Source organism: Amycolatopsis camponoti (genome assembly GCF_902497555.1).
GTDB lineage: Bacteria > Actinomycetota > Actinomycetes > Mycobacteriales > Pseudonocardiaceae > Amycolatopsis > Amycolatopsis camponoti.
In genome coordinates this window covers 621,484-637,324 of the sequence record NZ_CABVGP010000003.1, presented here as the reverse complement: position 1 = coordinate 637,324, position 15,841 = coordinate 621,484, and the positions used below count along the sequence as shown (strand labels likewise).

At 70.6% G+C, this 15,841-nt stretch carries 12 protein-coding genes and 1 pseudogene; 8 read left to right on the top strand and 5 right to left on the bottom strand.

The genetic code is table 11. The features are described from left to right. Positions 1-21: 21 nt before the first annotated feature. Positions 22-1,656, bottom strand: a complete 1,635-nt coding sequence (locus AA23TX_RS39420) for a cation:proton antiporter (protein WP_155548056.1) — start codon at positions 1,654-1,656, stop codon at positions 22-24. Positions 1,657-1,806: 150 nt separating this feature from the next. On the opposite strand from AA23TX_RS39420, the gene AA23TX_RS39415 reads away from it, so the two are divergent. Beyond that, positions 1,807-3,030, top strand: a complete 1,224-nt coding sequence (locus AA23TX_RS39415; protein ID WP_155548055.1) for an MFS transporter — start codon at positions 1,807-1,809, stop codon at positions 3,028-3,030. Between the two features lie 76 nt (positions 3,031-3,106). Here the strand turns inward: AA23TX_RS39415 and AA23TX_RS39410 are convergent, their stop codons facing one another. The 3 genes from AA23TX_RS39410 to AA23TX_RS39400 all read right to left on the bottom strand — a co-directional run bounded on the left by AA23TX_RS39410 (position 3,107) and on the right by AA23TX_RS39400 (position 6,834). Next, positions 3,107-4,648: an amino acid permease gene (locus AA23TX_RS39410; protein WP_155548054.1), complete on the bottom strand. Its 1,542-nt coding sequence runs from the start codon at positions 4,646-4,648 to the stop codon at positions 3,107-3,109. 70 nt (positions 4,649-4,718) lie between these two features. Beyond that, positions 4,719-5,657, bottom strand: coding sequence for a serine hydrolase domain-containing protein (locus AA23TX_RS39405; RefSeq protein ID WP_155548053.1), 939 nt, complete (start codon positions 5,655-5,657; stop codon positions 4,719-4,721). Between the two features lie 40 nt (positions 5,658-5,697). Beyond that, on the bottom strand, positions 5,698-6,834 hold the full coding sequence (locus tag AA23TX_RS39400; protein ID WP_155548052.1) for a glycerophosphodiester phosphodiesterase: 1,137 nt from the start codon (positions 6,832-6,834) through the stop codon (positions 5,698-5,700). 168 nt (positions 6,835-7,002) lie between these two features. Between AA23TX_RS39400 and purD the strand changes: the two genes are divergently transcribed. From purD to AA23TX_RS39375, 5 genes are all read left to right on the top strand, one after another. After that, entirely contained in the window at positions 7,003-8,277 is a 1,275-nt protein-coding gene (gene purD / locus AA23TX_RS39395; protein ID WP_155548051.1) for a phosphoribosylamine--glycine ligase, read from the top strand. Positions 8,278-8,390: 113 nt separating this feature from the next. Continuing rightward, positions 8,391-8,771, top strand: a complete 381-nt coding sequence (locus tag AA23TX_RS39390; RefSeq protein WP_196425791.1) for a hypothetical protein — start codon at positions 8,391-8,393, stop codon at positions 8,769-8,771. A 25-nt stretch (positions 8,772-8,796) separates the two neighbouring features. After that, positions 8,797-9,363 (top strand): DUF3558 domain-containing protein, encoded by a 567-nt coding sequence (locus AA23TX_RS39385; protein WP_155549364.1) that lies wholly within the window; start codon positions 8,797-8,799, stop codon positions 9,361-9,363. A 10-nt stretch (positions 9,364-9,373) separates the two neighbouring features. Then, complete coding sequence (locus tag AA23TX_RS39380; RefSeq protein ID WP_155548050.1) at positions 9,374-10,957, top strand: hypothetical protein; 1,584 nt, start codon at positions 9,374-9,376, stop codon at positions 10,955-10,957. Position 10,958: 1 nt separating this feature from the next. Then, positions 10,959-11,717: an ESX secretion-associated protein EspG gene (locus AA23TX_RS39375; protein ID WP_155548049.1), complete on the top strand. Its 759-nt coding sequence runs from the start codon at positions 10,959-10,961 to the stop codon at positions 11,715-11,717. Position 11,718: 1 nt separating this feature from the next. Here the strand turns inward: AA23TX_RS39375 and AA23TX_RS39370 are convergent, their stop codons facing one another. Next, on the bottom strand, positions 11,719-13,605 hold the full coding sequence (locus tag AA23TX_RS39370; protein WP_155548048.1) for a serine/threonine-protein kinase: 1,887 nt from the start codon (positions 13,603-13,605) through the stop codon (positions 11,719-11,721). 178 nt (positions 13,606-13,783) lie between these two features. On the opposite strand from AA23TX_RS39370, the gene AA23TX_RS39365 reads away from it, so the two are divergent. Both AA23TX_RS39365 and AA23TX_RS50995 read left to right on the top strand, forming a co-directional pair. Next, entirely contained in the window at positions 13,784-14,101 is a 318-nt protein-coding gene (locus tag AA23TX_RS39365) for a hypothetical protein (protein ID WP_155548047.1), read from the top strand. 46 nt (positions 14,102-14,147) lie between these two features. Then, positions 14,148-14,447, top strand: a pseudogene (locus AA23TX_RS50995) (WXG100 family type VII secretion target); the annotation flags it as partial. Positions 14,448-15,841 lie beyond the last annotated feature (1,394 nt).

Genomic DNA, 15,841 nt, shown 5'->3' with positions numbered 1-15,841 from the left:
CCGACGACGCCCGGGAGGTCGTCAGCTCAACCGGTTCGTGAGCGCCGCCGTCACCGACATCTCCTCGAGGTCCAGTTCGCGCAGCACTTTCTGCAGGATGTCGTCGTCGAGGCGGCCGGCGCGGTTTTCGTCGATCATCGCCTTGCGCTGGGCGATCAGGAGTTCCTTGCGGGCCTTCGCGAACTGGGCCTGCGGGGTGCCGGAGCGGTCCTCGCCGGACAGCTTGATCGTGGCTTCGGCGAACCGGTAGCGCGTGTCGACGAGCCGTTTCAGCCGCTCCTTCAGCTGTTCGACCTTCTCGGGCGGCAGGTCCAGGGACGCGAGCCGGTCGTGGCTGATCTCGCGCAGCCGCTGGTGCGCCGCCTTCTTCGCGACTTCGCGCGCGGCCAGCTCTTCGGCCTCGTCGCGGGAAGCCTCCGCCGGGTCCTGGACTTTCAGCACGCGGATCAGCGGCGGCAGCGTGAGCCCCTGGATCAGCACCGTCCCGATCGCCACCGCGAACGCGAACAGCTGGATCTCCTCCCGTCCCGGCGTCGCGGCGGGGACACCGGCGGCCGCGGCCAGCGTGACGACGCCGCGCATGCCGGTCCACGAGAGCACCGTGAGCGTCCGCCACGACGGGGCCGCGCGCCCGTAGCCGAACAGCCGCAACGTCCGCGGCAGGTACGCGAAGACGAACACCGCCGGGATCCGCACCAGCATCGTCACCAGCAGCACGACCACCGCGACCAGCGCGAGCGTCCCGTTGTCGCGGGCCGCGTGCTGGGCGCCGTCGAGCACGAACGGCAGCTGCAGCCCCATCAGCGCGAACACCAGCGCCTCCAGCAGGACGTCGACGGACGCCCACACCGATCTGTCCTGCATCCGCGTCGCGGGTGACGCGTACAGCGAACGCGCGCCCAGGTACAGCCCCGCGGCGACGACCGCCAGGACGCCGGACCCGCTGAACTCCGTGCCGAACGGGTGCAGGTGCTCGGCGAGGACGTACGCGCCGAACGGCACGATGATCCCGAACGCCGACTCCATCAGCGGGTCGTCGAGCAGCCGCCGGATCAGCACGACCGCGGCGCCGATCGCCAGGCCGACCCCGATGCCCAGCACCGTCGCCACCCCGAACACCGCGAACCCGTGCCCGGCCGAGCCCGCGGTGCCCGCGACCGCGGCGAGCGCGACCTTGTACAGCGTCAGCGCGGCGGCGTCGTTGACCAGGCTTTCCCCGGTCAGCACGGTCATCAGCCGCCGCGGCAGGCCGAGCTTGCGGCCGATCGCCACCGCCGTCACCGCGTCCGGGGGCGCCACGACCGCGCCGAGGACCAGCGCGGAGGCGAACGGCACGTCCGGCAGCAGCAGGTGCACGACGACCGCGACGACCACCGCGGTCACCGCCACCAGCACCACGCCGAGCGCGACGATCGGCCGGAGGCTGTTCTTGAAGTGCGTCAGGGAGCTTTCCAGCGACGTCGAGTAGAGCAACGGCGGCAGCACGACCGTGAGCACCAGCTCGGGTTCCAGCTCGAACCGCGGCACCCCGGGGATCAGCGCGACCCCGAGCGCGACGACCACGACCAGCAGCGGCGCGGACAGGTTGTAGCGGCGAGCGACCGCGGTCAGCGCGAGCGAACCGGCGAGCACGCCCATCAGCGTCAGGATCTCCACCCGCGTGATCTTCTCCCAGGTAGAGGCCGTGCGCTCGGCTTCCGCTCAATGGAAGTGCCCTGGAAAACCCCATATCCGGCATGCATACTCGTGCGCAATCCGCACACCTGTGCGGATCACGTGCACCGCCGCACATCCGGAGGTTCTCCCATGTCCCCTGGCGCCCGCTCCTGGGTCGTGCCCCTGGCCTGGACCGCCGTCCTGCTCGACGGGTTCGACCTGGTCGTGCTCGGCTCCGTGCTGCCCGTGCTGCTGCGCGACCACGTCTGGGGCCTGACGCCCGGAACGGCGTCGGTCGTCTCGACCGTCGGCCTGGCCGGGATGATGCTGGGCGGGCTCGCGATCGGCACCATCACCGACGTCATCGGCCGCCGGAAGTCGCTGCTCATCTCCGTGACGCTGTTCTCGCTGTGCACGCTGCTGTGCGCGTTCGCGCCGTCGACGTTCGTCTTCGGCCTCCTGCGGTTCGTCGCCGGGCTCGGCCTCGGCGGCTGCCTGCCGACGGCCATCACGCTGGTCACGGAGTACGCGCGCCACGGCAAGTCCGGCAGCGCGACGACCACCGTGATGACCGGCTACCACGTCGGCGCGGTGCTGACGGCGCTGCTCGGCATCGTGCTGATCTCCCCGCTGGGCTGGCGCGCGATGTTCGTCGCCGGCGCGCTCCCCGCGGTCGTGCTGATCCCGCTGATGCTGAAGTTCCTGCCGGAGTCGGAGTCGTTCCAGCGGGTTCGCGAGACCGAGCGGTCGGCCGGGCACGCGGTGGCCGGCCTGTTCCGCGGCGGCCTGTTGCGCGCGACGATCGCGTTCTGGGTGACGTCGTTCATGGGCCTGCTGCTGGTGTACGGCCTGAACACCTGGCTGCCCGAGATCATGCGCCAGGCCGGGTACCCGCTCGGCGCGGCGCTGAGCCTGCTGCTGACGCTGAACGTCGGCGGCATCGTGGGCCTGCTCGTCGCGGGCCGGGTCGCCGACCGCGTCGGCATCCGCCCGTCGGCCATCGTCTGGTTCTGCCTGGGCGCGGTGTTCCTCGCGCTGCTGAGCGTGAAGCTGCCGGCGGTCGGGCTGTACGCGGCGGTGTTCCTGACCGGCTGCTTCGTGTTCAGCGCGCAGGTGCTGGTCTACGCCTACATCGGCCGCGTCTACCCGGACGCGATCCGCGCGACCGGCCTCGGCTGGTCCGCCGGTATCGGCCGGATCGGCGCGATCTCCGGCCCGCTCCTCGGCGGCGCGCTGCTGACCGCCGGGATCGCGTACCCGTGGGGCTTCTACGCGTTCGCCGCAGTCGGCGCGCTGGGCGCGGCGGCCGTGACGGTGGTCCGCCCCGGCCGCCGGTCCCCGGTCGAGACTCCCGCGCCGGCCGCGACTTCCTGAGTCTGCCGCGGCGTGGTCGTGAGTGAGAAACAGTGTTAGAACACTGTTTCTCACTCACGACCACTTGCGCCGAACGTCAGCCGAGCTCCTTCAGCTCCTGCTCGACCGCAGCCAGTTCCGCCTCGGAGCCCTGGACCTTCGGCCCCTTGAACCACTTCCGGGCCGAGACGACCCACCACAGGGCCGCGCCGCCGAGCACGACCAGGAACGCGATCGGGGTGTAGTTGAAGGAGTCCACCGTCACCGGCGACGCCTGCGGGAGCATGAACAGGAAGAAGATCAGCACGACCCAGATCGTCGCGATGATGCCGACCGGCTTGCCCCAGCGGCCGAGGTGCCACGGCCCGCGCTCGAAGTCGTCACCTTGCCGCACCCGCAGGAACACCGGGATCACGTAAGCGACGTACAGGCCGACGACGGCGATGGACGTGACGGCGCTGTAGGCCGTGTAGCTCCACAGGTACGGCAGCGCCAGGAGCAGCGCGCCGCCGGCGCCGAGCCAGACGGCGTTGGTCGGCGTCTGCGTCCGCTTGTTGATCTTGTGCCAGAACTTCGACCCCGGGATCGCGCCGTCGCGGGCGAACGCGTAGATCATCCGCGAGTTCGCGGTCACCGACGCCATGCCGCAGAACAGCTGCGCGCCGATGCAGATCAGGAGGAGGAACTTGCCGGTGACCGCGCCCGTCGCGTCGATGAAGATCTGCGCGGGCGGGACACCGGTGGCGGAACCGACTTCACCGGCGTAGTCCTGGATCGCGAACGTCAGGCCGATCAGCAGGATCCACCCCGCGACGAGCGAGACGACGATCGACATCACGATGCCGCGCGGTCCGGCCGTCGCCGCGCTCTTCGTCTCCTCGGTCATGTGCGCCGACGCGTCGTAGCCGGTCAGCGTGTACTGCGCGACCAGCAACCCGAGCGCGAAGACGTAGAACGCCGAACCCCAGCCCGTCTGGTTCACGAAGCTGCCGAAGACGAACGACGCGTCCTGGTGCTTGGCCGGCACGAAGACCAGCACGCCGACGATCACCAGCACGCCGATGAGGTGCCACCACACGCTGACGTTGTTGAGGATCGCCACGATCCGGACGCCGAAGGTGTTCAGCAGGCCGTGCACCACGAGGATGATCGCGAGCAGCAGGATCGTGTGCCCGGGTGTCGCGCTGAAGCCCCACTGCAGGTCGAGGAACGCGTTGAGGAACAGCGCCGCGCCGAAGTCGATGCCCGCGGTGACCGCGATCTGGCCGACCAGGTTGAACCAGCCGGTGAACCACGACCACGCGGGGCCGTTCTTCCGCGCCAGCCTCGCCGCCCAGTAGTACAGGCCGCCCGCGGTCGGGTAGCTGGAGCAGACCTCGGCCATGCCGAGCCCGACCAGGATGACGAACACCCCGACCAGCGGCCAGCCCCAGATCATCGCGGCCGGCCCGCCCGTCTTCATGCCGAACCCGTAGAGGGTCAGGCAGCCGGACAGGATCGAGATGATGGTGAACGAGACGGCGAAGTTCGAGAACCCCGACATCGTCCGCTTGAGCTCTTGCGCGTACCCCAGCTGGTGGAGGCGCGCACTGTCTTCGTCGGCGTGGTCGGGGGTGGTCTGCTGGTCGGAAACGTCCATCGGGCACCTCTTGAAAGGTATGCGGCCAGACCAATGAATTCGCCGAAGGTAGCCCCGGTCCCGAGGGGTGTCAAGCCTTCGTCAAGAACTCGTCCAGCCGTCGCAGCAGGGGCCCGCCACCTCGGTGGTTGTTCGAGATCAGCGTCGCGGTGACGCCCGATGACGGCTCGTGCGAACTCCAGAACGTGACGCCGTGGTCGCCGCCGTCCAGGTGCACCACACCCGGGCGCGGCAGCCAGAAGCCGAGGCCGTACCCGTCCGCGTGCGGGCGCAGCATCCGGTCGATCCACTCGCGCGGCAGGATCCGGCCGTCGAGCAGGGCCGGCCAGAACTTCCGGACGTCGGCCGCGGTCGTGTAGGCGCCGCCGTCGCCGAAGCCCACGACGGGCAGGCTGAAAACGTTGGTGCGGCCGTCTTCCAGGTAGCCGGTGGCCGTCCGGGCGGGCAGCGCGTCCGAGCGGAGGAACGCCGTCCCGGTCATCCCGGCGGGCTCGGTCACGCGGCTCCGGACGAGCTCGGCGAAAGGTATGCCCGCGATCCGTTCGGCGATCAGGCTCAGTACCGCGAACGCGCCGTTGTTGTAGCGGAACTCCGTGCCGGGCGGGGACTTCTGCGGGAAGCCGTCGAGCGCGGCCAGGTAGTCGGCGGACGTCGCGAGCAGGGGAGTCGGCGGCGGGTCCTCCTCTTCGTCGCAGTAGTCGCCGATGCCGGAGGTGTGCGTCAGCAGGTGTTCGACCGTCACGCGGTCGTCGATCAGCGGCAGGTCGTCGCCGAGGACCTCGCGGGCGGTGGTCGCCAGCTCCAGCCGTCCCTCGGCGACCAGGCCGACGACGACCAGGGCGGTGAACCCCTTGGTGCCACTGGCGATCGCGAACCGGGTGTCGACGGTGTTCTCGACGCCGTAGGCGATGTGCGCGTACCCGTGGGCCTGGGCGACGAGCGTCTCTTCGCCGCGGGTCACCAGGATCACGCCGGAAAAGCCGTCGAAAGCGGTGAAGGGCACGCTCATGGACCCAGCGTCCAGGAGCGTGCCCTTCACGGCAAAGCGATTACCGGCCCAGGAACGCGTGCAGCGACTCGAGGGCGGTGTCCGGCTGGTCGGCGAAGAAGCCGTCGACCCCGGCCGCGAGGAACGCGGCCTCTTCGGTGAAGACGTCACCGTAAGCGTCCGGCTCGGCCGACGAGCGCAGGTTCGCCGGCAGGAACGGGTTCTCGTTCCGGAACGTGTACGGCTGCACCTTCAGTCCCGCCTTGTGCGCGTCCGCGACGATCGCCGACGGCTTCGTCAGGGCGCCGGACGCGTCCAGCGGGATGATCTGGCCCTTGTCCGGCCCGAGGTACTTCGCGTACTTCGCGACGTCCTGCAGCCCCTTCGCCGAGACGATGTCCGCGTACGTCCGCTTGTCGCCCTTCGCGACGAAGTCCGCCGGAGCGCCCGAAGCCGACGTCAGCTGCAGCAGCGGCGTCCGGACCTGCTTGTGCAGGTCGATCAGGTTCGACACCTCGAACGACTGGATGATCGCCGGCGCGTCCGGCCGGTCGAGGCCGTTGCGCTTGAGCGCCGCGACCAGCTTCGGCTCGGTCGGGTTGCCGATCGACTGGAAGAACGTCGAGTGCTTGACCTCGGGGTAGGTGCCGAGCGTCCGGTGCAGTTCCTTGCCGAGCCGCTTGGTCAGGTCGAGCACCTCCTGGAAGGTGGCGATCCGGTAGCGCCCGTTGTAGAGCGTGTTGTGCGGCCGGTTCGCCGGGATCCGCTCGACCGCGCGCAGCGTCTTCAGCTCGGCGAGCGTGAAGTCCTGGGTGAACCAGCCGGTCGTCGCGACGCCGTCGACCACCAGGGTCTTCTTGCGGTTCGCGAACTCCGGGTGCTTCGAGACGTCCGTGGTCCCGCTGATCTCCGGCTCGTGCCGGGCGACGAGCTGGCCGTCCTTGGTGGGGACGAGGTCGACGTCGACCCAGCTCACGCCCATGCGGTAGGCGAGCTCGTACGAGGCGAGGGTGTGCTCCGGCCGGTACCCGGGCGCGCCGCGGTGTCCGATGATCACGGGGTCATCGTGGCCCCGTCCGTGCGCGGCCGCATCGGCGGACCCGGTCTCGGCCGCGTTCGCCGAGCCGATCGCGAATCCGGTGACGCTCAGCAACGCCAGTCCGGCGAGTGTCAGGACGCCGACACGTTTGCGCTTCATCTGGTGACCTCTTTTCACACAGGGTTGACCCTGACTACCCCGCCACCCTCATGGCCGCAAGCGTCTCCCGGTGGTACCGGGGCGGTCAGCGCGGTAAACGACACGTGGACACCCGTCCCGGGGACGGCGAAATGTCCGGCGCGAATCCGGCCGGATACGCTGTGCGGCGTGCGCGTACTGGTAATCGGCTCCGGCGCCCGTGAGCATGCACTCGTCCTCGCGGCGTCCGGCGACCCCACGGTCACCGCCCTGGCCTGCGCGCCCGGCAATGCCGGGACGGCCGCCATGGCCGAGCAGCTCGGCGTCGAGGCGGCCGACCCGGAAGCGGTCGCGACGCTCGCGAAGAACTGGCAGGCCGACCTGGTCGTGGTCGGGCCCGAGGTTCCGCTCGTCGCCGGCGTCGCCGACGCCGTCCGCAAGGCGGGCATCGCCTGCTTCGGCCCCTCGGCCGCGGCGGCCCGCATCGAAGGCTCGAAGGCGTTCGCGAAGGACGTCATGGCCGCGGCCGATGTGCCGACCGCGCGCAGCGAGGTGGTCGACAACCCGGCCCGCCTCGACGCCGCGCTCGGCCGCTTCGGCCCGACCTGGGTGGTCAAGGACGACGGCCTCGCCGCCGGCAAGGGCGTCGTCGTCACGACCGACTACGACGTCGCCCGCAAGCACGCGATCATGCTGCTCGACGGCGGCCACCCGGTCCTCCTGGAGTCCTTTTTGGACGGTCCGGAGGTGTCGCTGTTCTGCTTCGTCGACGGCCACACCGTCGTCCCGCTGCTGCCAGCACAGGACTTCAAGCGCGTCGGTGACGACGACGCCGGCCCGAACACCGGCGGCATGGGTGCCTACGCGCCGCTGCCCTGGGCGCCCGAGAACCTGGTCGACGAGCTGGTCGAGAAGGTCGTCCAGCCGGTCGCCGACGAGCTGGTCGCGCGCGACGCGTCGTTCTCCGGCCTGCTCTACGCCGGGCTCGCGATGACCTCCGACGGCCCGCAGGTCATCGAGTTCAACTGCCGCTTCGGCGACCCCGAGACGCAGGTCGTGCTGGCCCTGCTGCGCACCCCGATCGCCGGGCTGATGCACGCCACCGCCACCGGCAAGCTCGCCGAGCACCCGCCGCTGGAGTGGGCGGGCGGCGCCGCGGTCACCGTCGTGATCGCCGCCGACGGCTACCCGGGCAAGCCGCGCACCGGCGACGTCATCGGCGGTGCCGAACTGGAAGGCGTGCTGCACGCGGGCACCCGCCGTCGCGACGACGGCGCAGTGGTCTCCTCCGGCGGCCGCGTGCTGTCGGTCGTCGGCACCGGCAAGACGCTCAAGTCGGCTCGCAAGCACGCGTACGAGACCGTCGAAAAGGTCCACCTCGCGGGCTCGCACCACCGCACGGACATCGCGCTCAAGGCGGCGAACGGCGAGGTCGGCGCGCCGGGGGCGAAACAGCGCGCCTGATCCGGGAACCGGCGGCCGACGATGTTCGTCCCATCTCAGCCTGCTGTCACACCCGGGTTGGTAGCCTCGACGGGAGTCGGCCGGTCACTGTCCGTATGACGTCAGGGGAGCGCATGTCAGGACCCTCGTACGACCTCAGCTCGGCCGTCCCCGTGGCGCCGGCGGCCGCGGACGTCCTGGTCCACCCGGACAAGCTCCTGGACGTCGCCCGGATCGTCGAAGAGCAGGCGAACTCCCTCGAAGACCAGCTGCTGACCAAGCTCGGGCAGCTGCGGATCGACGCGCCGTCCGCCGACGTGATCAGCACCCAGTCGATCGACGCCTGGAACACCCTGATCGCCGACGGCGACCGCTCCTACGCGGGCCAGGTCCGCGAGTACGTCGCCGGCCTGAAGCGCCTGGTCTCGCAGCTGCGCGAGGCCGCCAAGGACTACAAGGTCAGCGAAGACGAGAAGGCGGCGGTGTTCGGTGACCGCGGCAAGCACGGTGCGTAGCCGGAAGCTGCGCATCACCGGAGGCGTGCTCGCGACGGCGGCGCTCGCCGGCTGCTCGGCGGGCACCGACGGCACGCCCTACCCGATCGAGACGGCCGCGACCGCGGCGTCGCAGAGCGCCAAGGCGGCCCAGCTGCCGCAACGCCCGGCCGAGCTGCCCCTGCAGGGCGTCAACCTGTGCGAGGTCTTCCCGCAGGTGCAGCTCGACGCCATGAAGATCACCAGCACGCCCCGGGAAGCTCCGCCGGAAGACGGGCCGACGTGCGTGTTCGACGCGGACGGCGCCGAGCCCGTGCACGCCTACCACGTGCGCGCCGTCTCGGCGGACCTCGGCGAGTGGATCACCGGGGCCCGCAAGAAGAACAGCATGACCACCGAGCCGAAGACCATCGGCGGTTACCCGGCGCTGACGAACTACCGCGCGGCCGGCGACCCCGCCGACTGCGAAGCGCTCGTCGGCGTCGCGCGCGGCCAGACGCTGGCCGTCCAGACCTTCGCCATCACCCGCGGCAAGTTCACGCAGCCGCAGCTGTGCGACCTGTCGGTGCAAGCCGCCGACATCGCGCTGCAGACCTTGAAAGCACGCAACTGAGGGAGGGCGCGTGGAATTCTCCGAGCTCGCGGCCGGGATCCAGAACCACCGGTTCGACGGCTGGACCAACACCGCGATCGCCGACCAGATCACGCGGATGGTCAACGGCGACGGCACCGGCAGCATCGGCACGGCCGTCGACGCGCTGAAAGCCGTCGCGACCGCCCTCGCCCACACCGACCAGACGCTGCGCGCGCAGCTGCTCAAGCTCGGCGTCGAATGGCAGAGCCAGGCCGGCGGTGCGGCCAGCCAGGTGCTCACCGAGCAGGCCGGGTTCTCCCAGGACGCGACCACGAAGGTCGCGCACGCCGCGGAAATGGTGTTCGAGCAGGGCGAGTCGTTCAACCGGACCAAGTACAAGCTCCCGGACGCCGAGACCGTCCGGAAGGGCGCGGGCGGCTACACGCTGAGCGACGGCCTGCTGCTCAGCCTGATCGGCTTCGAGACCGACCACGCCCGGCAGGTCGAGGCCGCGAACGACGCCAAGGAACAGGCCAAGCAGGCGCTGAACGAGTACGCGCAGGAAAGCGGCACCAACCTGCTCTCGACGCAGTCGCTGTCCGACCCCGAGTCGCTCAAGCTGGCCGCCCCGGGCATCACGCCGGGCGTGCTGGACGTCGCGGGCGCCGCCGTCGCGGTGACGCCGGACGGCAGCGTGCGTCCGGCTTCGGACAAGGTCCGGTCGGTGCACGTCGACCCGCCGGTGGTGCAGCCGGTTTCGCACACCGTGCACGCCGACCCGCCGACCCCGGTCTACGGCGTCGCGGCGCAGCAGCCGTCTCGGCCGCCCGCGCAGCCGCCGCGCCAGACCGGCAGCAGCGGGGGCACGGCTCCCGCGCAGCACACGACCCCGTCGTCGACGACCACGCCGGCCGGCGTCAAGCCGCCGACCTCGGTGCCCGGCCCCGGCTGGGTCAACGCGCCGGGCCGCGGCACGTCCTCCGGCGACTCCTCCCACTTCGCGCCCGGCCTGGCCGGCGGCGGAAGCGGCGAGCAGTTCGTGCCGCCGGGTGCGCCCGGCTCGCTGCCACCCGGCTCGTCACCGGCGACGGCACCGATCAAGTCGCTCGGCGGCGGCGCGTCCGGCGCCGGCTCGACCGGCGTCGAGGGTGCGCTCGGCGGGACCAACCGCGGCCCCGACGGCCTGCTGGCCAAGGGCCGCACGGTCGGCGCGATGCCGCAGCCCCCGCTCCCACCCGGTCAGTTCACGGCCGAACGCGGCTTCACGGCGAAGCCCGGCGCGACGCCGGGCGAGATCGGCGCGGGCGCGGCGGCGGTCGGCGCGGGCGCGGCCGGTGGCGCGCTGAGCGGCGACAAGGAGCGCCTGCGGCGGGAGAAGGGCCAGGCGAAGGGCCCGGTGCGGCCGCTGCCGGTCGGTGAGCTGCCCGAAGAGGAGGCCGTCGCGCTGCGGAAGTCGGAGCAGATCAGCCCGAAGCAGCAGGCCGGCGAGTCGAAGTTCCTGTCCGAGGCGGCCCCGCAGGAGGACGACGCCGAGCACGTCCGCCGCTTCGGCGTCGACGACCAGGACCTGTTCGCCGACCAGCGGATGGTTTCCCCCGACGTGATCGGCGACCACGGCGGGGACGGGCGCTGACGTGTCGCTGGTGCTGTCCGCGCGGGAGTTCGACGTGCTCTGGGAGTCGTTGGACCTGCCGCGCAAGCACGTCGCGCTGGACGTGCCGAGCGAGGGAACCACTCGCGCCGAGCGGGCGCAGGTCGTGGAGGCGGCGTGGGCGTCGCTGAGCGAGCGGCGGCTGGCCCGCAACCGCCGGGTGTCGGGCGAGGTGGCGGACCAGCTGCACCTGCTGTCCCGCCCGCAGTCCGGCCTGGACGTGTGGGTGTGGGCCGAGCGCGAGATCCGCGGCCGCGCGGTGAGCACCCGCGGCCAGGCGGTGCTGGCGGTGGTGGACAACGGCGAGGTCTGGCTGATCCCCGCGACGGAGGACGGCCTCCCGGAGACGGCGGTCTCGGTGGCGGGAGACCTCGGACCGGGCATCGGCCAGACGGTGAGCATCCCGTATTCGGTCCTCCGCGAGGCCGACGCGGCCGCGCGCGGCGACGCGAAGGGGCTGGTCACGGCGTTGGAGGATCGGGGCGTGGAGCTGTTCCTCGCTCAGGAGCTGTCGGGGATGCTGCTGGGCCAGGAAGCCCGAGGCCAGTTCGGCGCGGAACGCGTGGGTCGCGACGGAGTGGTCCACCGCGCGGGTCGGGTGGTGGCGTTCTTCGACACGGACGCGGGGCGGTACCTGTTCCAGGTGGCGCCGGACCGCGACGGCCGCGAGTGGGCGACGGTGACCCCGGCGGACAACGCCCTGCTGGCGACGCGAATCCGGGAACTGATGGCGGAGGCCTGAGTCACTTCACTGGCGGCAACCGGGATAGCACGCTGCCGACGAACTTTTCGGCGGCCAGGCAGATGCCCGCCGTGTCCGGCGGCTGGGGGTCGGGTGTGAAGACGAGCCTGAACTCCTCGGTGAAGTACGCGTCGATCTTCCGGTGCGTCCACGTGATCGTGCACCGGCGGGTTCCGCCCTCCCGGTCGTCCAGCTGTTCGTAAACCTTCGTACCGGCCACTTCGGTCGGTCGCTGGCCGTCCACACTGAGGTCTTGGCCCGTGCCGGTGCTCAGGTCGATGATGTAGGAGCCCGTCCCGTCGATCAGCCACTGACATTCGTGCAGCTGGGTGTTGAGGTAGCCGGCCGGTTGTCCGGTCGGGCTGGTGGGGCTGCCGATCTCACGGCACAGATCCAGGTACATCGCCGAGCCGGGTACGTCCGGAAAACGCTCCGCGGTTCCGGCGGCGATTTCCTTGAGGATCACCGAAATCGCTTCTCGGGGCGCCTCGCACGAATCGCCGGACGCGCGTTGGGCCGAGGCCGTGATCGAGTTCTTCGGCGCGGTGGGAATCTTGAAGGCGGCGGCGCAGACGCTGCCTTGCTTCTTGAAGAACACGTCGCGCCCGTCGATCCGGGTGGGGTCGGCCCCGTCCAGCGAAATGGGGTTGTAGAGGCTGACGTCCACGGTCGTACTGCGCGTTTTGTCCGCCGTCTCGACGAACGAAAGCGAGCACTGGTCGAGCAGGCCCGCAGCGGGGTCGGCCGGCTTGACCGTGCCGGTGCCGGGCATCGAATCCGGCGGGAGGATCTTGCAGGGATCGATCTGCCGCAGATCGGCGGGGGTGAAGGGCTCGAGCTTGGGAGGACTTGTCGACGAGGGGGGAGCAGTTCCGGCGTTCGATCGGTCGCTGTTCGCCGCGACCAAGGCCACCGTCGCTCCGATGATGGCCACCACAGCGACCACAGCCGCCACAAGCGGCCAGCGCCGCTTCTTCGCCGTTGCGAGCGGCGGCGGTTGCGGGAGCGCCAGAACCTGACTGACCTGTGACTTCTGAGCACCGATCAGCGCATGGACGGCCGGTGGCCAAGGCGTCACCCCGGGCGGGACCGGGCCGAGGAAGTCGAGGATCTGTGCCGGCGTCGGCCGCTGTACCGGGTCCTTCGCCAGACACGGCTCCACCAGGCGTCGCAACTCCGGCGGCACGGAGCCGAGGTTCGGACGGCCGTGGACGACGTTGTAGAGCACCTGCGGGGTCGACCCGCCGCCGAACGGTGCCACGCCCGTCGCGGCCATGACCAGGAGTCCGCCCAACGAGAAGACGTCACTCGCCGGGGTGACCGGGCGGCCGTCGGCCTGTTCCGGGGACATGAAGCCGGGTGAGCCGATGATCGATCCGGTGTGGGTCAGCTCGGAGCCGCCCTCGGCCGCGCGGGCGATGCCGAAGTCGATCACCCGGGCGCCGTCGTCGGTGAGCAGGACGTTGCTCGGCTTGAGGTCGCGGTGGATCAGGCCGGCCCGGTGGATGTCGGTGAGCGCCGACGCCAACCCGGCCGCGAGGATCCGGACGGACGCCGGCGGCAGCGGGCCCGCCGCCTCGACGGCCTCCTTCAGCGACGGGCCCGCGACGAACACCGAGGCCAGCCACGGCGTCGACGCGTCCGGGTCCGCGTCCATCACTGCCGCGGTGTAAGCGCCTGAGACCATCCGCGAGGTCTGCACTTCCCGGCGGAACCGGGACCGGAATCCGTCGTCGTGCGCGAAGCCCGGGTGTACCTGCTTGACCGCCACGAGGCGGCCGTCCGGTGACACTCCGAGCAGGACCCGGCCCATTCCGCCTTCGCCGAGTGCCGCCACCAGGCGGTAGCGCCCGACATGTCGCGGTTCATCCGGGTTGAGTGGTTTCATGATCGGTTTTCCTCCCCGCCGGCCATGCTACAAAGCGGGTCCGGCGCCCGCTGGGGTGGAAGTTGGCGGAGATCCGCACGCGCCGCCGGGGGGAAGTCATAAAGTAAGCGCGGGAACCGTCCCGGTCATGGCGACGTCAGATCGGGCGGAGACAAGTTGCCGAAGGGGATGACGAACCGTGCCTGTCTACGACCCGGACTCGATGGCCATCGCGGCCCGTCACGTCGAGAAGCTCAAAGACGAGTTCGAGAAGTCGAAGAAGCACCTGACCGGGGTCGACGACGAGAAGGAAAGCCCGTTCGGGACGATGGGCGGCTCGCAGGACGTCCACGGCGCGGTCGGCGATTTCAAGCAAGGCGTGCACTCCGAATTCGACGCGGCCGGGAAGCTGATGGAGGCGACCAGCTTCGTCTTGAAGAAGGCGGCCGGGCTGATCGCGGAAGCCGACCAGGTCGGGGCGAGCGACCTCAAGCTGCACGAGCACGGGAACCAGTGAGCGCACGGACGGCCTCGGCGGGCCGGGATGACAAGGGGGCGGCAACGTGGGTGGGCTGATCGACTTTCCGCCGGACTGGCCGGACATCGAGGCCAAGAAGAAGCAGGTCGACGGCATCAAGCCGGAGTCGATCGACAAAGCGGCCCAGCAGTTCAAGACCGCCGCCACACAGGCCGGTGACCACGGCGCGGCGCTCAAGTCGGCCACGGACTCGCTGTCCGCCGGTGTCTGGAAGGGCCCGGCCGCGGACGCGTTCGTCGGCTACGTCAAGCAGATCACCACCGCGGGCGACAAGGTGCAGACGCACCTCACCGACGTCGGGAACGACCTCAGTGCGCTCTCGACGCAGCTGAGTGACATCAAGGGCAAGGTCAACGACGCCTGCGAAACCGCGAAGACGGCGATCCAGAACCGCATCAACGCGGAAACCCCGAAAGCCCAAGCGGCGATGAACGCCGAGGCGGAACACGCCAGGGACGAGAACAAGCCCGCCCCCAGCCCGTCGTCGAAGGAAATCATCGACAACGCCAACAAGGCGAACCAGAACGACGTCACCACCGCGCTCGGGAAGATCGATCCGTTGCTCGCCAGCGCGGACGATCTGGTCAAGAAGTCCCAGGCGCTGATGAAGACCCAGATCGAGGGCGGCTACTCGAAGGTCCCGTTGCCCAACAGCGACGGCACGGTTCCGCAGAGCACCGGCGGCATCCACAGCAACGGCTCCTCCCACCATGGCGGTGGCGGTGGCGGAGGCGGCGGTGGTGGTGGCGGCGGAGGCGGTGGCCTCGGCCCCAGCGGCGGCCCGCCGTCGTCCCCGCCCCCGGGCAACGTCCAGCAGTGGATCCAGGAGGCCATCAAGGCGCTCCAGGCCGCCGGCGTGCCCGTCACGGACGCGGACATCCCCAACATCTGGGCGATCATCCAGCACGAGTCGGGCGGGAATCCCAATGCCATCAACAACTGGGACTGCGTGCCGCTGGACACGGTGATCGTGACCAAGCGCGGCCTCCTGAAGCACGATGCGGTCGAGGTCGGCGACGAGACGATCGGCTTCAACCCCGCCACCGGACGCAGTGAGTGGACGCGGATCACCCGGGTCGTCCACCACGAAGACGCCCCGCTGGTCCGGATGAGCAACTCCCGCTGGCAGGCGACCACGACGCCGAACCACCGCTGGCTCACCCTGCCGCGGGTCAGTGTCAGGCGCACCGGCCTGCCGGTGGTTTGCCCGGAGTGCGGCTGGGTGCCGCGCGCGGCGCAGCAGCCGGAGAACGGTGTCGCGGTGCACCGGCGGAAGAAGCACGGCTTCGTTTCGCCGAAGCAGGAGAACCAGCACGAGACCGAGCCTCGTTTCGTCACCACCGAAGACGTCCGCTCTCGCGACCGGATTCTTCTGACTGCGCCCGCCGAGACCGAGTCGTCGCTGGAAATCAGCGTGCCGGAAGCGGCGATCCTCGGATGGATCGCCGGTGATGGTCACATCGAGACGAGGCAGCACCGCCCGACCATGTCCATCGCGCAGTCGAAGCCCGAAATGGTGGCGAAGATCCGCCGGCTTCTCGACGGCGTGCCGCACGCGGTGTACGTCGACGACCGCGGCGGGTGCGGACCCCGGCACCAGTTCCGGCTGGACCACGACTACGCCCAGGACCTGCTGGCGCGAGCGGGGCATCCCAGGTCCGACGCTGTCGCCCAGGTGCTGGCGATGTCCGCCGCTCAACGTGCGGCGTGGCTCGAAGC

What these genes read in the sequence shown, in the direction of transcription:
- AA23TX_RS39370 (WP_155548048.1), bottom strand. Translation starts at nt 13,605, where the DNA reads ATGAAACCACTCAACCCGGATGAACCGCGACATGTCGGGCGCTACCGC.
- AA23TX_RS39410 (WP_155548054.1), bottom strand. Translation starts at nt 4,648, where the DNA reads ATGGACGTTTCCGACCAGCAGACCACCCCCGACCACGCCGACGAAGAC.
- AA23TX_RS39390 (WP_196425791.1), top strand. Translation starts at nt 8,391, where the DNA reads ATGTCAGGACCCTCGTACGACCTCAGCTCGGCCGTCCCCGTGGCGCCG.
- AA23TX_RS39415 (WP_155548055.1), top strand. Translation starts at nt 1,807, where the DNA reads ATGTCCCCTGGCGCCCGCTCCTGGGTCGTGCCCCTGGCCTGGACCGCC.
- AA23TX_RS39400 (WP_155548052.1), bottom strand. Translation starts at nt 6,834, where the DNA reads ATGAAGCGCAAACGTGTCGGCGTCCTGACACTCGCCGGACTGGCGTTG.
- AA23TX_RS39405 (WP_155548053.1), bottom strand. Translation starts at nt 5,657, where the DNA reads ATGAGCGTGCCCTTCACCGCTTTCGACGGCTTTTCCGGCGTGATCCTG.